The sequence below is a fragment of the Fibrivirga algicola genome (assembly GCF_011742925.1).
Lineage (GTDB): Bacteria > Bacteroidota > Bacteroidia > Cytophagales > Spirosomataceae > Fibrella > Fibrella algicola.
Map to the genome: position 1 here is coordinate 58,948 of NZ_WAEL01000003.1, position 16,300 is coordinate 75,247.

Below are 16,300 nucleotides of genomic sequence, written 5' to 3' on the forward strand. Positions count from 1 at the left end.
TGCCAGTCAAACAACCGGGCGCAGGTGTACTGGTTGCAGTAGCCTGCCGATTAGGCTATTCGGAACGGATTCAGACCGGACGACTGTGCTTTGCACGTACTTGCCGAGTCCTGACAAACCGATCGGTGGTGAAGCTGATGCCGTGCCGTTTGTTTATAACCTGCCCTTCCTTCAGCCAGGCTGTAACAGCCGGTTAACTGGTCACAGGGGTTCGTGATTGAACTGCTCGTTCTGCCACAACAGCTCCCTGCGGTGCCTGCTTCCGGGTGATACGAACAATGTACCCGCAGGCAGTTAAAATAAGCACACCAACCAGCAACGCGCCGAAAGGGGTAGTCTTGAACCGACCATTGATGGCGAAAAGAAAGGAATTGCTCAAGATTAAAAAAAGCAGGGTGTTACTGCCTACTGTCAGCAGCAGTGCCGACCGGAACCCACGATCGACCAGCCGGCTTACGAGCAGATACAGGCCATATAAAATACCCCACGAGCCGCATATCCAGACTGTGGCGGGCGGGAACCGAGCCGGTAACTCGCCAGTGTAATTGTAATAGAGCAGGAAAGCAGACGTACCCAGCATAGATACCACCGCGATTGGCCAACGCCAGGTAACGTTGAAGCGCGCAAAGTAAATGCCGGCAACGTAGAAGCAGAGATACTGCACCAGGGGGAATGACGCGTAATTGCGACTACCGATCAGCAAACCCAGCGGGTTATCAATAAACAGATCATAGGGAATCAGCAGAGTTGACGCAACCGACAGACTGCCCAGTATGATCAAGGTTTTACTCGATTGGGCGGCGGCTGATATATACCTGAAAAACAACAGGTTGATCACCGAAATCAAAAAGTAAGTAAGCAGAAATTCAGAGAAGGGCGCCACATATTGCAGCCGTAACACATCCCACACATCGCTGAGCGCCACTTTCTGGCCAGTCCGGCCTGGAATAGGCAACAACACCACTGCGAGTAGCGCCGACAGATAATAGCCAATTAGCTGGTTCTTAGCCGTTCTGATCAGATTAGGCTTGACTGTTTCGTAGCTTTTAGCGAGGTATGCGTGGTAAGACGCGTAACCAAAGCAAAAAATAAAGCCCGAAAAAATGGTGAGCTTGCCTAGTACTGACAGAAAATAATATAACTGGCTGTCTAATTCGCCCGGTGTGAGCGTTCCCACAAACGTAAAACTGTGGGTGAGAACCATTGTAATGACTAAAATAGCCTTAATGTACTCAATAGATAGTTTACGATGCATAGGGAAATAATCAACCACTTAAACTATATAATAAGTATACTTAACTAGCAATTATGCCAGGCCGGGGATGGATGCTAGCTAGTACGAACGGATTGTGGTCTTGCTGTTATGCGAAAGTACGGCTACATCCGGCTAACATTTATGCATTAATGTATGAACATAGCCAATGGTCCTTAGTCACCAGTTTTTACAAGTTGGTGTCAGTCACCCGCATTACAAAGTTAATAGGGCTCGCCAGCGCCGCCCCCACCGAAATCGCCGCCCCCAAAACGGGGTCCTGCTGGCTGACTTTGCGCGTTGGTAGTTCCCTGTATTGTAGTCAACAAGCCAAGGTGCTTCAACAATTCGAGGGGTGGCTCTTCATCAATAGCATCTGTAAAGCCATGGGCTGGATGGCGCAAAAGGCGTATCAGCAGGATAACCAGTCCAATCACGATGCCGCCATGCAGGGCCAGCGTAACCGAGAGCGGCCACGTACCTGCGTAATGATAAACGGTTGCTATGGCTCCAGCTATACCCAGCACGGCCACGATGAGTAACATCCGGCTACGCTGACGAAAACCGATTAGGCCATATCCGATTGGAATAAGAAAGGTGGTAACCCAAAAAAAGCCCCGTAATCCAATCTCGGGCGATCCAATATGGCGAGTTTCGAGCAGCACTGCGTTCAGTTCCCGCACCACATAATAGTTACCCGCCGCCATGCCAATCAGCAGCGACACCCATTGAACCAGAATGAGCACGTCGGTATAATATACCGCATTGGCGGTTGATTTGCCCAGCCAGGTTACTAACCAGAACAGGCCAGCCGACGCGGCCATGAGCACAAACGGCAGCGCGGCTTTTCCTCCCTCGCTATCAATCAGGCCATCGAAGAGAGCACCGTAGAAAGCGGTCAGCGCAAAATAAGCCAGAATGGTGTCACCAGTAAAGATGAGATACGCCAGCAGCACAGGCAACGCAATCAAACAAACCTCCCAAAACGGCGGAAACACGTCATTACGCTGAAAAAAGACCAGCACCAGTCCCCAAACCGCTGACAAGGCCGATACTAGCCACAGCGCATTGTCGATGCCATTGCGATAAAACTGGTTTGACCGAATAGCAAAAACGGCCGCCGCAAATGTACCGCCCGCCATCAGCAGCGACACCACCCCCGACCCCTGCGAGTTAGTATCCAGTGTTATGCTTAACAGGCCGTACAACGCCAGTGCCGCCAGCAGCGTAAATACAAACGACCCAATTTCTAGCGCCATTCCCGTTTGTTTGAATCGAACGGGGTATGCCTCCCGAACGGCTTCGGCCTGTTCATCGGTCAGCACTTGCTGCGCATGCCAGCGGTCGGCCTGCTGTCGGATATCACGCTCTTCGAGCCAAACCAGATTATATGCTTTCATAAAGTTTCGGCTCAGGTATTCTGATAGAATAACGCCTCAGCTACGTTTACGGTAGCTATGTGTTAAATAGAAGACGGCGCCTGCTCCGGTGGCAATGAAGTAGATCAGGTAGACTTCTGTGGGGTAATGCATGCCGTCGAGAATTTGGAAAAACAGCAAGTACGTAATGCCGATATAGCCGTAGACAACGCCCATCAGCCGGTACAAGAATACCTGCTCGCGCCGTGCCAGCCAATCAAAAGCGGCACACACCCCAAATAAAGGGATCGCATAGAATAATCGTCGCCCGTCGAAATTAAATACCCCTGCCAGCAACGCAAGCAACAGAAGGTTACCCGCAAACGTGAGAATAGTATAGGTAAAGTGGGCCTTTATTGGCTTTCGTTCCAGCCAGAGGGCTGCACCAATGAGCAACGTACCCAGCCCAATAGCCGCCAGCACAGTTGGTTCGTCAAAAAAATTGGTCCGTAGCCGGAGCTCCAGCGGTCGCACTGTTACGCCTACCCACGACGCCAGCGCTGTTAGGCCCATGCCCAGCACGCCACGATGATCGAATCGATAGGCCAGCCCAATAAACAGCACCGCCGGCAAGAACGTGACTAATCCGTAACGCGTCCCGAACAGGTTGAACCGATACTGTACGTAGCCTTCCAGCGACAGGAACAGCAGGCAGGCCAGCAATAATGCATAGTCGCCAAACACGGAGCGATTCCTGGCCTGTTCTGTAGAAAGCGGCGGGCGGTTTTTCCAGGCGTACAGAAAGGCAACGGCGCATAAACCAACCATGCCGCCAACAATGGCCAGGTCGCCAATTTCGTCGTAGTGTTCGTAGATCAACAGGCCCAGCCCGCTGGCCAGCAGCAAAATGCCGACATACAACGCAGCCCGCAACTCATGATGCACCGATACAGGTCGTTTCTGCTCAAAATCAGCCAGTGCGTCGGCTTGTCCAGGCGAGAGTATGTTTCGCTGTTTCAGGGCCGTCAACACATCAAATGGGGACATAAACGGGTGATATTTTGTTGTAACTAAGCAGGAATTTGTGGTTTGTCGCTTGCCGTTTATCGTTGCGTTACTCAGGTTAAAAAGCAGCGTAGCGGCACTAGGCAAACAACAAACTGCCAACCACTATGATGCAGAAAGTCATTCTTCAACCCCGCTATTATTGGCATAATTTCCGGTATGTGCTCGACTTCGTGCGGCGACTCTACGGAGGGCTGCTCAACGAAGCCGAAACCGATTTTATGAATCGATTCGATGCGCTCAGCATCGATGCGCAATGCCTGTACGTGCGGGTCAGTAATCGCAAAGGTGTCTTCTTTCGGGTCAATAAACTCAATTATCGCGAAATAAACGATTTGCCGGTTGCCCTGGGCGAACTGCTCAACGCCGGCTTCGTTGACCGGTTGCAGACGCGCCACGAGGGCATGGGCCACGAGGCTCTCGACATCTTCACGAAGCCCGATCTGATCGACTTGCTGCCGCTCGAACCCGACGAGGTACGTGCCTTGAATAAGCTCAAAAAAGATGAAGTCGTCCGCTACGCCCTTAATGAACTCGACTTTGGCGAAATAGTCACCAGCCTTACCACGCGGGAAACCGTGGTGAAGGTGAATTTCGAGCCGGAGGTTATGATGGTGAAATTCCTGTTCTTCGGCAACCGTGGCTCCGATATGACCGACTTCGTGATGCGCGACATGGGCATGATGAACTTCGAGCAGTACGACGAAAGCAAGATGACGGCTCGGTTCCGCACCCGTAAGGAGGTGGAAGACAAACTGTTGATCTCGTTGACAAACGAAGCGTTCTATGAGCAGAAAGAAGCCGAGACGCCGCCCGAAGCCATCTACAACTGGTTTCTGAACTGGAACGAAACACGCCCTGAGCTGACGGAGATTGCTTTTCCGGGGTACCAGAAGCTGGTTTGCCGCGTGGGCGCCTACCTGGAACGGCAAAAACTGCCCGACCAAGCACTGGCCGTTTACGAACTGTCAGACCGGGTACCTGCCCGCGAGCGCCGCGTACGTTTGCTGTTTAAAAACGGCCTCGTCGACGAAGCCCTAGCCTTAATTGACGAGATTGCCGTAACGCCGCAAAACGCTGAAGAACGCTATTTCGCCACCGATTTCCGGGAGAAAATTCTGGGCACGGCCGCGAAGAAACGTACCCGGAAAGCCACTACCCGCTTCCTGTCCGACGCCGAAAGCGTTGACATACCGGCGGCTTATCGGCATCATGTAGAAGCGGGCGTGATGAACTACTACCTGGAAGAGGGGTACGACGCCGCCTTTACCGAAAATTACCCCTGGCGCGGCCTATTCGGGCTGGTGTTCTGGGATGTGATCTACGATGCTAACGTAGCGGCCATTCATCACCCACTGCAGCGCGCGCCGTCAGACTTTTACCTACCCGATTTCTACATTCGCCGCGAAGAGCTACTGAAAAAACGCCTGACCGAGCTAACCACCAAAGACGAGTGGCGACGCCATGTAGGACGTACCTACAATGCTAAATACGGCGTCACCAATGTACTCGTCGACTGGAATGACGAACTGCTGGGGCTGGTCAATCAATTGATCGAACTGCTGGATCTGGAACAGCTACGGCTGATTTTGCTCGAAATGGCCCGCAATGTACGGGAGCACACCCGTGGCTTCCCTGATCTGCTGATCTGGAATGAATCGGGCGAATACGAGTTTGTAGAGGTTAAATCCCCAACCGACCATCTGGGGCCGCAGCAACTTCACTGGCTGGAATATTTCCAGACTATCGGGGTGCACGGTAAGGTTGTCCGGGTCATCTGGGCGATGTGAGCTGGAAGTTAGCCGCGAACTCGGTAAATTGGCTTGAAATCTCTGCTTATGGAAATCCCTGAAGGCTTCGAGCCTATTTTTCGTACCAGCCCGTTTCTCGAAACGGCAGGCCCTCTCTACAGTCAACAAGTTGGCGATGAATTGATTATTGGCATGCTGGTGCTCGACAAGCACGTAAACGGACGTGGCCTCACGCACACCGGCGTGTATTCTACCCTGGCCGACGTGGCTATGAGCTACGCCGCCGCTTTCTCACAGAAACCGCCCGTGCCACTCGTAACCGTTAGTCTGTCTACCGATTTTGTAGGCAATTCAAAAGTAGGTGACTGGATCGAGGTGCACACCGATATTCAGCATATTGGCAATGCCGTGGCGTTCGTCAACGCCTTTATCATGAAAGACGACGAACGGATTGCGCGGGTAAGTGCCGTGTTCAACGTACTCCAGAAAAAGTAACGGGCCGGGGGCTTAGGGCAAGGGGTTAGCTCTGGTATACCCTTTGACCTAAGTCTCAGCTGTCTATTTTTTCATTCCCAGCCGCAGGAAGATAGGGAAACAGACATCGCGGTCACCGGTTCCCCAGAGCTGCCTGAATTCGGGCTCAAACTGGTCGATGGGGTCATAGCCATGCTGTTTCTGGAAACCCTGTACCGCCGACCAGGTGCGCAGGTAATTCATGTACCAATCGACGGGCCACGCGCGGTGGGCGGTAAACCGGGCCTGTTTCACCTCGGCAAAATCGAAAGGAAGGTGCTGGTATTCGGTTTCGATGTGCCGCCGCATAGGGTCCCAGAAGAAGCCTACTACGTCACTGTATATAAACCGGACCAGTTCATCGATCGGCGGAGTCACCTGATTAAGACCGTAGCCCCACTCGGCAATAATTCCGTTTGGCTTAAGTACCCGCTGTACCTCCTCATGAAACACAGGTACGTTAAACCAATGCAGGGCCTGTGCTACCGTGACCAGATCGAACTGCTCATCGGCAAAGGGGGGCGCCTCGGCGGTGGCTACCCGATACGTAATGGTTGGCAACTGAACAGCGTTATCCAGTTGTCGTTCGCTTAGGTCGGTCGCCTCCACATGCTCAAACAGCCTGGCTAACGCCGCGGCTACCTGCCCGTTTCCGGTGGCACAATCCCAGGCTCTCTGCCGGCCAGGTACGTAGGTGAGCACGTAGTCGTATACCTCATCGGGATAATCGATCCGGTAGCGGGCGTAATCGGCGGCATGGCCAGAAAAGCGGTCGAGTGGTACAGACATGGTTGTGGTTGGTTGAGTAGCGAAGAACGATTGAGTAGCTTACGTATGATCGTGTAGTACGGGACCGGTTTCCTCCGTGTTTACTTCCAGCGTGGCGTGCTCGATACCCAGGTGTTCCAACTCATGCCGCACCTCTTTTTTGACAATCACGATCTGATTATTGGTCAGGTCCGATTTTACTGTCAGGTGGGCGGTCAACGCATTTTCGGTCGTGCTCATGGCCCAGATATGCACATGATCAACGGCCAGTACACCCGGCACGTCGCTAATAATTTGCTGCACGTTGGTCAGGTCAATCCCCATCGGAACGCCATCGAGGGTAAGCCGAAGACTATCCGACAGCAGGCTCCAGGTACCCGACAAAATTACTACCGCCACGATGATACCCATAGCCGGGTCGAGCCATAACCAGCCAGTATACCCAATCACCAGTCCGGACAACACAACGCCCACCGACACGAGTGCGTCGGCCAGCAGATGCAGGTACGCTCCTTTCATGTTAAGATCATGCTCTTTATCCCGAAAAAACAGGAATGCCGATGCAGCATTTACCACAATACCCAACCCGGCTACCCAAGCTACTGTGTTACCCGATACAGGTTCGGGATGACGAAAGCGCTGAAAACTTTCGAGCAGAATACCGCCAACGGCCAGCAGCAACAGCACTGCATTGACCAGCGATACCAGCACGGTGCTTTTGCGCAACCCGTACGTAAATCGCTGGTTCGACTTCACCCGCGCCAGCCGGAACGCCAGCAACGACAGCAGCAACCCCGCTACATCCGACAGGTTATGGCCCGCATCGGCTACCAACGCCAGCGATTTGGTTTGCAGCCCCATCAAAAACTCCACTACAACGTACACAATATTTAGTACGGCACCGATCAATAAGGTACGCGTTATGGTTGTAACGGTAGGCGAATGGGCGTGCGAATGATCGTGCGCATGGTTACTCATTTTCGTATCTTTAAACCGGTTAGTCTACAAAGCAACGCAGTAATCACAGAGGACATGAAGAAATCGATGAAAACCTATGTTACACCTGACGGACGCGTTGTGAGTTGGCGGTGGTTTCGGGTGCCAGCGGTCTTATGGCTTATTGTGATTGGGTCAACCCTCACCGCCCTTACGCTGGTTGGCCGCATTGGTTACCTGTTAGCCCGTCGTGGCCCTATTCAACCCGGAGATGACTTTAACTTAACCGTTTTCACCTTCCTGCTCAGCGGAGTGGGGGCACTGGTATTTAGCCTGGTCATTTATATGCTGGCCCGACCCGAAGAGCCCGAGATGTAATTGGTTACCTTTACAGACAATAAATAAACAAGCTGTAGCACCTTTCGGCACACTTTGCTGGTGAAAAGAGGGGCAACGTTATACCACCTGCAAAAAACGCTGCCTACTTTTGTGCGTCAACTCCGGTAAAAGGCATGATTCGCCAACTTCTGACATACACCCTGATCGCTTCACTCCTGCTGCAACTATTCAGCCGGGAAGCGATTGTGATGTCGTTTGAGCTGAATCGTGATTTCATCGCCAAAAACCTCTGCGAAAACCGCAACCGGCCCCAGCTCAACTGTGATGGGCAGTGTTTTCTGGCCAAAAAGCTAAAAGCCCAGCATGACCGCGAAGACCGCGAAACAACCGAGCGCATTCAGAATATGCCGGTTCTGACGCTGTTCTGCGCCGATTTGTTCTCCTTCACCTTTGCCAACTCAGCCGAAGACGCCTCGGCCGACACCCTCATCTCCTACCGTCAGCAATTGCCCTACGCCGCACCGCTGCACGGTATTTTTCAGCCCCCACGCATCGGGTAACTAGTTTGTTTAGTGGCATGGGCATGTTTGTTTGCCCTGCCTGACGCCTGTCCTCGATTCCGCAGCGACAGCGCATTTCCTCATACTCAACAGTCTCAGTTATTCGATTTCGGGCGGTTTCCGTCCGCATACCTCATGCGTATTTTTTTCTCACTACTCCTGCTGATCATCGGCACAGAGAGTATGGCCCAGTCTGTCAGGATGGGTCAGGTTTATGACGCTCAAACCAAAGAGCCGCTCCCCGGCGTCACCCTGTCATGGGATAAGGGCAAGTCGGGGATCACATCTGATGCCAACGGGCATTTTCCACTCAGCGAATCAGCATCGACCCTTACCGTATCGGCCATTGGCTACCGGCCACAGACTATCCCACTTATAGCCGGGCAACCCGTTCGTATTGCGCTCGAACCCGCCATTGAAGATTTACAAACGGTGGTTGTAACAGGCAATCGCGAAGCGGCACTACGTACCCAGACGCCCATTGCCATTTCAAAGCTGTCGCCCAGACTGATCGAAGAAACAAAACCGACCAGCATTTACGAGGTTATCAACAAAACGCCGGGGGTGCTGATGGTCAACCTCAATAACGAACAGCATTCGATGGCGATCCGGCAACCAATGACCACCAACGCTTACTTTCTGTATATGGAAGACGGCGTGCCGATCCGGCCAATGGGGGTGTTCAACCACAATGCCCTGCTCGAACTAAATCAGTTCACGGTCAGCTCCATCGAAGTAGTCAAAGGTCCTGTATCGTCTATTTATGGTCCCGAAGCAGTGGGTGGGGCGGTCAATTTCATTACGCAACGGCCAACGGCGGTCCCCACCGCCCGCATCGGTATCCAGGTCGACCAGTGGGGTTACCAGCGGATCCAGGTTGGGGCCGGGGCGCGTCAGGGAAAGTTCGGCCTGTACGTAGGCGGACTTGTTTCCCGGCAGCGTAACGCCTGGCTGGCCAGTTCCGATTACGACAAGTCATCGTATTTCACCCGGCTCGAATACGCCTTCACGCCGCGCACCCGGCTCACTGGTACGGTGTCGTTCAATGACTACGATTCCCAAACGAGCGGCAGTATAGACAGTACCGCTTTCTACGCCCGGCAATACGTCAGCACCACCGATTTCACCTACCGCAAAACCGTTTCGTTCCGCAGCCGTCTCACGCTCGAGCATGACTGGACGGCCAACGCCCAATCGTTCATCACGGCGTTTGTCAGAAACAACAGCGTGGGGCAAAATCCCGCCTACTCGATTCGGTGGACCAGCGGGTCGGCAACAGCAACGGGGCAGATCAACAGCAATGACTTCAAGAGTTACGGCGCCATTGCCCAGCATACCCAACGGCTTCTATTTCTGAACAGCAAACTCACTGCTGGCGCCACCGTCGACCTGTCGCCCAACAGCTACTACGCCTACCAGACCGAGCTGGCCGCCGAGTTACGAGCCGACAAAAAATCGGTCATCCGATACACGCTGCTTCGTGAACGCCCTGACCTTCAGTTGGCTAATTACCAGGCGCACATCCACAACCTGGCTACCTATGTGCAATACGACCTGGAGCCACTGGCCAAATTGCGCATCTCGGCTGGGGTACGCTACGACCGCATGGCCTTCGATTATACCAATGCGCTGGATAATACGACTGGCGAAAAGGTGTATGGTCAGGTTACGCCCAAGGTTGGCGCAACCTACGATCTGGGCAAAAGCAAAGGGTTGTATGCCAACTATGCCCGGGGTTTTTCACCACCTGCCCTAACCGCTATTTTCCAGAAACGAACTACCCCCACACCCACCGGCGATTTATTTTATTATAACCTGCAACCCGCCAAATTCGACAATATAGAATTGGGCGGCTGGGCCGCGTTATCAGGCAACAAGGTCTACATCGATGCGGCGCTGTACCAGATGAACGGCACCAACGAACTTCTTAACATTCGCCTGCCCGATAACTCTACCGATTACCAGTCGGCGGGTAAAACCCTGCATCGGGGCGTTGAACTGGGGATTACCTACCGGCCTTCCAAACAAGTATTCTTCCGGGCGGGCGGCACCCACGCGGTTCATCAGTTCGTTGAGTTCACGCTGAGCCAACGTACCTCCGACGCGGTACAGAACGTAAACGGAAACGATATGCCTTCGGCCCCGCGTACGCTCTGGAACACTGAGATCAGTTACTACCCGTCGTGGCTGAAGAACTTCCGCTCGTCGGTAGAGTGGCAGCATGTGGCCGGATGGTACCAGAACCAGATCAATACCGTTCGCTATGACGGGTATAACTTCGCCAATGTGCGGCTAGGCTATCAGTGGAAAGGTATCGAACTGTACACCAATGTATTGAACGCCACCAACGTATTGTTTGCCACCAACGCCACGCGCGGCAACAATGCCACCGACCGCACCACTTTTACGCCTGCCGCCCCCCGCACCGTAGTAGTTGGGCTGCAGTACACCTTCACCGGAAACTAATCGTTATGAAAACCATAGTAACACTCCTGCTTGCCGGCCTTGCGCTGCTTGAACAACCTGTTCGGGAAACAACAATCTCGAACCCGACCCATGCCGGTTCTACACCCCGTTTCACCACCGATCAGCAGGGTAACCCGGTATTGACCTGGGCCGAAAAGACGGGCGACAAAACAGCCACGTTCTACTTCGCCCGCTCGACCGACGGTGGCGAAACATTCGGCACCAAGATGCGTATTCCGGTTCCGCCGGATTTATCTACCCATGCCGAGGGCATGCCGAAGCTGGCCGTGAAGCGGAACGGCACCCTGATCGCCCTGTTCGAGGTGTCGCGCCCCACGGCCGATTCACCCTTTGCGGGCAACCTGTACTACATGACCTCGTCGAGCGGCGGCCAATCGTGGACCGACCCTAAACCCGTTCATCGGGACACGACACCCGGCAAAAGCCATTCATTTGGTGACCTGACCCGCCTTCCCAATGGCGAGGTTGGATTGATCTGGATCGATGAAAAGCTGGGCAGCAACGAAGGGCGCAGTATCAAATTCGTGCAGACACAGCCACAGGGTGGTTTCAGCGACGAAGTGATTGTGGATAGTAACGCCTGCCAGTGCTGCCGGACCAACGTTTTCGTCGACACAAATAAGCAGATTCACCTCACCTACCGCGATTTAATTCCTACTGGAAACAAAACTCCCGCCGCCCGCGACATCAGCCGCGCTACGTCGATCGATGGAGGCAAAACCTTCAGCAAACCGCAACGAATCTACGCCGACGACTGGCGGGTAGCGGCTTGCCCACATGCGGGTTCGAGCGTGGCTCAGGTTGGGAACGCCTTGTATACAAGCTGGTTCTCAGGCAAAGAAGGAAAAGAAGGTTTGCGATTAGCTAAAGCTGGTCAGGCCGACCTGGTGGCTGGTATTCTGTCAAGCCGGGCCAAGCACCCGCAGGTGCTGAGTTACCGTGACCAATTGGTGTGGCTGTGGGATGAAGCCGTCCGTCTGCCCAACCAGCCTGCCGATGAAGTTATGCCCAAATTCACTCAACGAATTGCCCTGCGCACCTCGCCAACTGCCCCGGTAACGTACCTGACGGCCGAGTCTACCAGCGCAACGTACCCAGCCGCTATCGCCACTCCCAGAGGGCTATTGGTTGCGTTTGAACAAACAACCGGTACTCAAAAGCCCGTGATTGTTACCCAGCTAATTGCCCTTTGAGCAGGCCCCTGCAAAAACGAAGCAGTCATTGATTAGCTGTCGGAAAGACTGCGACAGCTAATCAATGACTGCTTTACAAGGTGACTATATGGTTTGTTACCGCAGGTTTGGCGATGGCAAAACGGGGATGCTCTCGTTCCCATCATCAGACACCGCCTGAACAGCGTAGAAGTAATTGTCTTTCGAGTACGGCAAGGTCATCCCCAGTTTATTCGTGAAAAATTTCTTCTGCCAGTAGGGCATGTGTGTTTCGCGCATCAGCACGTAATAACCTTTGGTTTTACGGCTGGCGTCGGTTTTGGGGGCCTGCCAGTATAGCGCCGTGGAGTTGGTCAGGTTGCGTACTTCAATAGTCACCTGCTGAGGCGGCGCGGGGGCTTTTGCCAGGTTAGCGAGCGTAGCAAGATTCACGGCGGTGTTCTTTTTCAGGTAATCGAAGTCCATGAATTTGGCGTAGTCACCATACTCTACGGCGGCCGACCCAGTGCCTTCTGTACGTAGATCCTGATGCTGGTGATCGTAGTTTTCGTTCATCTCGGTGAGGCGAACGGCCGCGAAGCCGCGTTGTACGTACGGAGTATGGTCACCACCGCGCAGGTACCGGTCGTTGCGGTACACGGTGATGATCTCCAGGTTGTCGACATAGCGTTCGCCGAGTTCTTTCACGTACCTGGCCAGCGTGCGTGCTTTGCCGTCGTTCTCTGACCCAAACTGCCGGATGTTGGCCGCCCGGTCGCTGAGCTGATACGCGGGTAGTCCTTCGCTGAATACCCGAAGCCGCGTGTTGTCGATGATGCGCGTTTCGTTGGAGTGGTTGCTGCCCATGATGTCGTTGTTCAGCACCGCTTCTACGTTCCATTTCTCTTTCACGGCGCGTTCGCTGAGGTGTTCAGCACCCAGCAGGCCCTGCTCTTCGCCGGTCAGCGTCACAAAAATGATCGTGGCCGGAAATTTCGATTTGCTCAGTACCCGGCACAGTTCAATCACCGCCGCCGTGCCCGACCCGTCATCGTTGGCTCCGGGGGCATCGCTTTCGCGGTTCATTACGTTGGTAACGCGGCTGTCCATATGTCCTTGTACAATAAACACGCGGTCGTCGGTTGGGTCGGTGCCTTTGAGGGTTGCCATGACGTTACCTATCTCCGAGGCTTTATCGATACGACGGCCATCGGCGGCCAGTGTCCAGGAGTCGAGCCCGGTAGTCATCCGGCCACCCGACTGTTTGGCGTACTGCTGAAATTTTCCCAAAATCCACTGGCGGGCCGCGCCAATGCCTTTCTTCGGATCGGTGGTCGTCGACAGTGTATGGCGTGTACCGAACCGAACCAGCCCGTCGACATGAGCCCGGAGGCTATCCGGCGAAATCTGACTTACTAAATCAGCGATGACGGGGTCACGCTGCATGATGGTTTGGGCGAAAATGGGGGATGTGAGCATCCCGAAAAGGAGTAACAGAGACGATGTTTTAAACGACATGACAGGTTGTTGATTTGGCAGACGAAACTACGATAAAAAAGCGCAAACCGGTGATCCTGCGCCTATCACGGCACGAAACGGGCTATTGCGAGCGACCCACATCCAATAGTCAACTACGCCTGTGCGTAGGATAAGCCCGATAAAAAGTGAGCTGATTAGGTGTTCTTTCCCCGGTTCACTGTACATTGACGGCTTCTTACCTGCCCGGTAAAAACACAGTTTTCATACTAAAATCTGTCTGTTCAGTGCGCCCTATTCTCTTTTCCTTTCTGCTGTTAACTGCCCTACTTGCCTGCCAGCCCGGCAAAAAACAACAAGCAGACACTGTTGAGCAGGCAGCCGAAACCACGCCCGTCCCCTACGACCTCGCCAATCCGTCTGAACGCCATAAATTGCCTGACGACCTCCGCGAAGTGTCGGGCCTGAGTTATTACAAACCCGGCCGGCTTGCCTGTGTGCAGGATGAGCTAGGCGTTGTCTTTATTTATGACCTAAGCAGGAAAGAGGTAGTCGATGAGCACGTTTTCGGCAAAAGCGGTGATTACGAAGGCGTAGAATATGTCGGTAAGCAACTGTATATCCTGCGCAGCGATGGTGAAATCTACCATATGACCCCTACCGATGGCGTTAAGATGCTGGGCGGTGGCGCCGAAACAAAGCATATCAAGATTGACCTGCCTGGCAAAAACGACATGGAGGGCCTGGGCTATGACCCGCAACTGGACGCCCTGCTGCTGGCAACCAAAGATGGTAAGGGCACCGATAAGATCATCTATTACTACAGCCTCAAGAACAAGACACTCTTTCAGGGTATTGTGCTCAAGCAAGCCGGTCTAAAGGCACTAGACGGGTCGATGGGCGAGTTTAAACCATCGGGCATTGCCGTGCACCCTACCACCCGCGACTACTACGTACTCTCCAGCGCAGCGCATCGATTGGCCGTTTTTGCTCCCAACGGAAAGGCAAAATCGCTTGTTCCGCTGGATGACAAAGCGTTACCCCAACCCGAAGGCATCTGCTTTGCCCCCGACGGTACCCTCTACATCGCCAGCGAAGGCGACGGAAAGAAAGGCATCATTCTTGAGTTTAAGGGAAAGTAAGTGACTAGTTTCAAGTGCGTTGCTCGTCTACTAAACATGGGACTGACAGCGCCGCTTGAATCCTGAAACTTGACGCCAGTAACTCGAAGACCTACCTGATCGTCAACGCGCCGCCCACGCCTACAACAGACGTACCCAGCGGCGTGGGGGTGTAAGCAGCACCTACGCGCAACACGCCGCTGGGTACCTGCCGGAGCATGGTATTGTAGCGACCTACCGCTTTGTTTACCTGGGCATTGGCAATGATCACCGTACCAAGTGCGAGCACAACACTACCGCCATAAACTGTCCAGTACTGGCCGCTCCTACTGGTAGATCCGGTTGTAACAAAATACGCCAGCGACGCCAGGCCCGTAAGTCGGCTAATTGTAGTCCAGGTGCGGAAACTCCTGAAATGCTGGTTTACCTGGGGATCATTGAGTTCGATAAATGGCACCTCCAGCGAAAAAGGGGAATTCAATTTTCTGCCGCCATAGAAATAGACGCTTCCCAATGCCGACGAACCCACGGCGCGTTCAATCGGGCGCAGATGAGCCGGAACGGGTGTTTGCCGGTAAAACGACGTATCACGCTGGGCATAACCGGTTAGCGATAGGAGTGCCAGCAATAGGCCGAGGGTAAAACGTGCGATCAAGGTGACGGGTGAGCTTATGGTGTAATTGTTTCTCAACGCACGAATAGGGGCGTTTGTTATCCGGTACTTTTTTGACGCCAGCCTTGTTATAGAGACAGGCGTATTTACTCCTTTTTTCATGCTGCATAAAACCCGGGGTATTACCCTCAGCTACATCCGTTACCGCGAATCGTCGATCATTGCCCGCGTTTATACCGAAGATTTTGGGCTGCAAAGCTACATTGTGAACGGGGTACGGTCGGCAAAAAACAAGACCAACAAAATCGCGCTTTTCCAGCCGTTAACGCTGCTCGACATGGTCGTTTATTACCGCGACGACCGTGATTTGCACCGGCTATCGGAAGTGAAAACGCCCTACCCCTTTCAGCATATTCCGTTCGAGGTAGCCAAGTCGAGCATGGCGCTGTTCATGACCGAAATATTGAGCAAAACGTTGAAAGAAGAATCCGGCAACCCGCAATTATTCCGGTTTTTGCTTACGTCGATCGTATACCTGGAAGAAGCTACTGAGCAGTACGAAAACCTGCATCTGGCCTTTTTGCTTCAGCTGGCGGCTTACCTGGGCTTCGGCCCCGAAAACGCGCAGGAGTTCGAGAATCAGCTCCGCGAACGCTCAGTCCCCTACATGGCCGACGATGCGATGAACGACGCCCTGACCACGCTTATGAGCCAACCCGTCGACACGCCCGTTCGCCTGACACGTACCCAGCGCGCCGACCTCCTTGATGCCCTAGTCTCTTACTACCGCATCCATTTCGACAACCTCGGTGAGGTAAAATCGTTACCGGTTTTGCGGGAGGTATTGGGGTAACCCAACGTCATTAAGGCAATTTAACAACCCGTTGGCAACGGTCTATCGGGTCGCACG

At 53.6% G+C, this 16,300-nt stretch carries 15 protein-coding genes; 8 read left to right on the forward strand and 7 right to left on the reverse strand.

The window, feature by feature from the left end; genetic code table 11:
- Positions 1 to 193: 193 nt before the first annotated feature.
- From F7231_RS08795 to F7231_RS08805, 3 genes are all read right to left on the reverse strand, one after another.
- On the reverse strand, positions 194 to 1,255 hold the full coding sequence (locus F7231_RS08795) for a hypothetical protein (RefSeq protein ID WP_166691652.1): 1,062 nt from the start codon (positions 1,253 to 1,255) through the stop codon (positions 194 to 196).
- Positions 1,256 to 1,476: 221 nt separating this feature from the next.
- On the reverse strand, positions 1,477 to 2,652 hold the full coding sequence (locus tag F7231_RS08800; RefSeq protein ID WP_085410700.1) for a hypothetical protein: 1,176 nt from the start codon (positions 2,650 to 2,652) through the stop codon (positions 1,477 to 1,479).
- Between the two features lie 36 nt (positions 2,653 to 2,688).
- The gene (locus F7231_RS08805; RefSeq protein WP_085410701.1) at positions 2,689 to 3,657 is read right to left on the reverse strand and encodes a DUF2157 domain-containing protein; all 969 of its coding nucleotides are present in this window, start codon (positions 3,655 to 3,657) and stop codon (positions 2,689 to 2,691) included.
- Positions 3,658 to 3,785: 128 nt separating this feature from the next.
- Here F7231_RS08805 and F7231_RS08810 point away from each other — a divergent pair, with 128 nt between their 5' ends.
- The gene (locus F7231_RS08810; RefSeq protein WP_085414976.1) at positions 3,786 to 5,465 is read left to right on the forward strand and encodes a VRR-NUC domain-containing protein; all 1,680 of its coding nucleotides are present in this window, start codon (positions 3,786 to 3,788) and stop codon (positions 5,463 to 5,465) included.
- A 48-nt stretch (positions 5,466 to 5,513) separates the two neighbouring features.
- Positions 5,514 to 5,921, forward strand: coding sequence for a PaaI family thioesterase (locus tag F7231_RS08815; protein ID WP_085410702.1), 408 nt, complete (start codon positions 5,514 to 5,516; stop codon positions 5,919 to 5,921).
- 63 nt (positions 5,922 to 5,984) lie between these two features.
- On the opposite strand, the gene F7231_RS08820 is transcribed toward F7231_RS08815, so the two are convergent.
- Positions 5,985 to 6,728, reverse strand: a complete 744-nt coding sequence (locus F7231_RS08820; RefSeq protein ID WP_166691654.1) for a class I SAM-dependent methyltransferase — start codon at positions 6,726 to 6,728, stop codon at positions 5,985 to 5,987.
- A 39-nt stretch (positions 6,729 to 6,767) separates the two neighbouring features.
- Complete coding sequence (locus F7231_RS08825) at positions 6,768 to 7,685, reverse strand: cation diffusion facilitator family transporter (protein WP_166691655.1); 918 nt, start codon at positions 7,683 to 7,685, stop codon at positions 6,768 to 6,770.
- Between the two features lie 66 nt (positions 7,686 to 7,751).
- On the opposite strand from F7231_RS08825, the gene F7231_RS08830 reads away from it, so the two are divergent.
- From F7231_RS08830 to F7231_RS08845, 4 genes are all read left to right on the forward strand, one after another.
- Entirely contained in the window at positions 7,752 to 8,021 is a 270-nt protein-coding gene (locus F7231_RS08830; RefSeq protein ID WP_157510525.1) for a hypothetical protein, read from the forward strand.
- Positions 8,022 to 8,155: 134 nt separating this feature from the next.
- A complete protein-coding gene (locus tag F7231_RS08835; protein ID WP_085410706.1) occupies positions 8,156 to 8,542 on the forward strand; it encodes a hypothetical protein in 387 nt (128 codons plus the stop codon).
- Between the two features lie 135 nt (positions 8,543 to 8,677).
- Positions 8,678 to 11,008: a TonB-dependent receptor gene (locus tag F7231_RS08840; protein ID WP_166691656.1), complete on the forward strand. Its 2,331-nt coding sequence runs from the start codon at positions 8,678 to 8,680 to the stop codon at positions 11,006 to 11,008.
- 5 nt (positions 11,009 to 11,013) lie between these two features.
- Entirely contained in the window at positions 11,014 to 12,222 is a 1,209-nt protein-coding gene (locus tag F7231_RS08845; RefSeq protein ID WP_166691657.1) for a sialidase family protein, read from the forward strand.
- A gap of 96 nt (positions 12,223 to 12,318) precedes the next feature.
- Here F7231_RS08845 and F7231_RS08850 read toward each other — a convergent pair whose 3' ends face one another.
- Positions 12,319 to 13,698: a M20/M25/M40 family metallo-hydrolase gene (locus F7231_RS08850; RefSeq protein WP_166691658.1), complete on the reverse strand. Its 1,380-nt coding sequence runs from the start codon at positions 13,696 to 13,698 to the stop codon at positions 12,319 to 12,321.
- Between the two features lie 245 nt (positions 13,699 to 13,943).
- Between F7231_RS08850 and F7231_RS08855 the strand changes: the two genes are divergently transcribed.
- Entirely contained in the window at positions 13,944 to 14,798 is an 855-nt protein-coding gene (locus tag F7231_RS08855; RefSeq protein ID WP_310589296.1) for an SdiA-regulated domain-containing protein, read from the forward strand.
- Positions 14,799 to 14,889: 91 nt separating this feature from the next.
- On the opposite strand, the gene F7231_RS08860 is transcribed toward F7231_RS08855, so the two are convergent.
- Positions 14,890 to 15,432 carry a hypothetical protein gene (locus F7231_RS08860; RefSeq protein ID WP_157510526.1) on the reverse strand — a complete coding sequence of 181 codons (543 nt, stop codon included), beginning with the start codon at positions 15,430 to 15,432 and terminating at the stop codon, positions 14,890 to 14,892.
- A 118-nt stretch (positions 15,433 to 15,550) separates the two neighbouring features.
- On the opposite strand from F7231_RS08860, the gene recO reads away from it, so the two are divergent.
- Positions 15,551 to 16,243, forward strand: a complete 693-nt coding sequence (gene recO / locus F7231_RS08865) for a DNA repair protein RecO (RefSeq protein WP_085410710.1) — start codon at positions 15,551 to 15,553, stop codon at positions 16,241 to 16,243.
- Positions 16,244 to 16,300 lie beyond the last annotated feature (57 nt).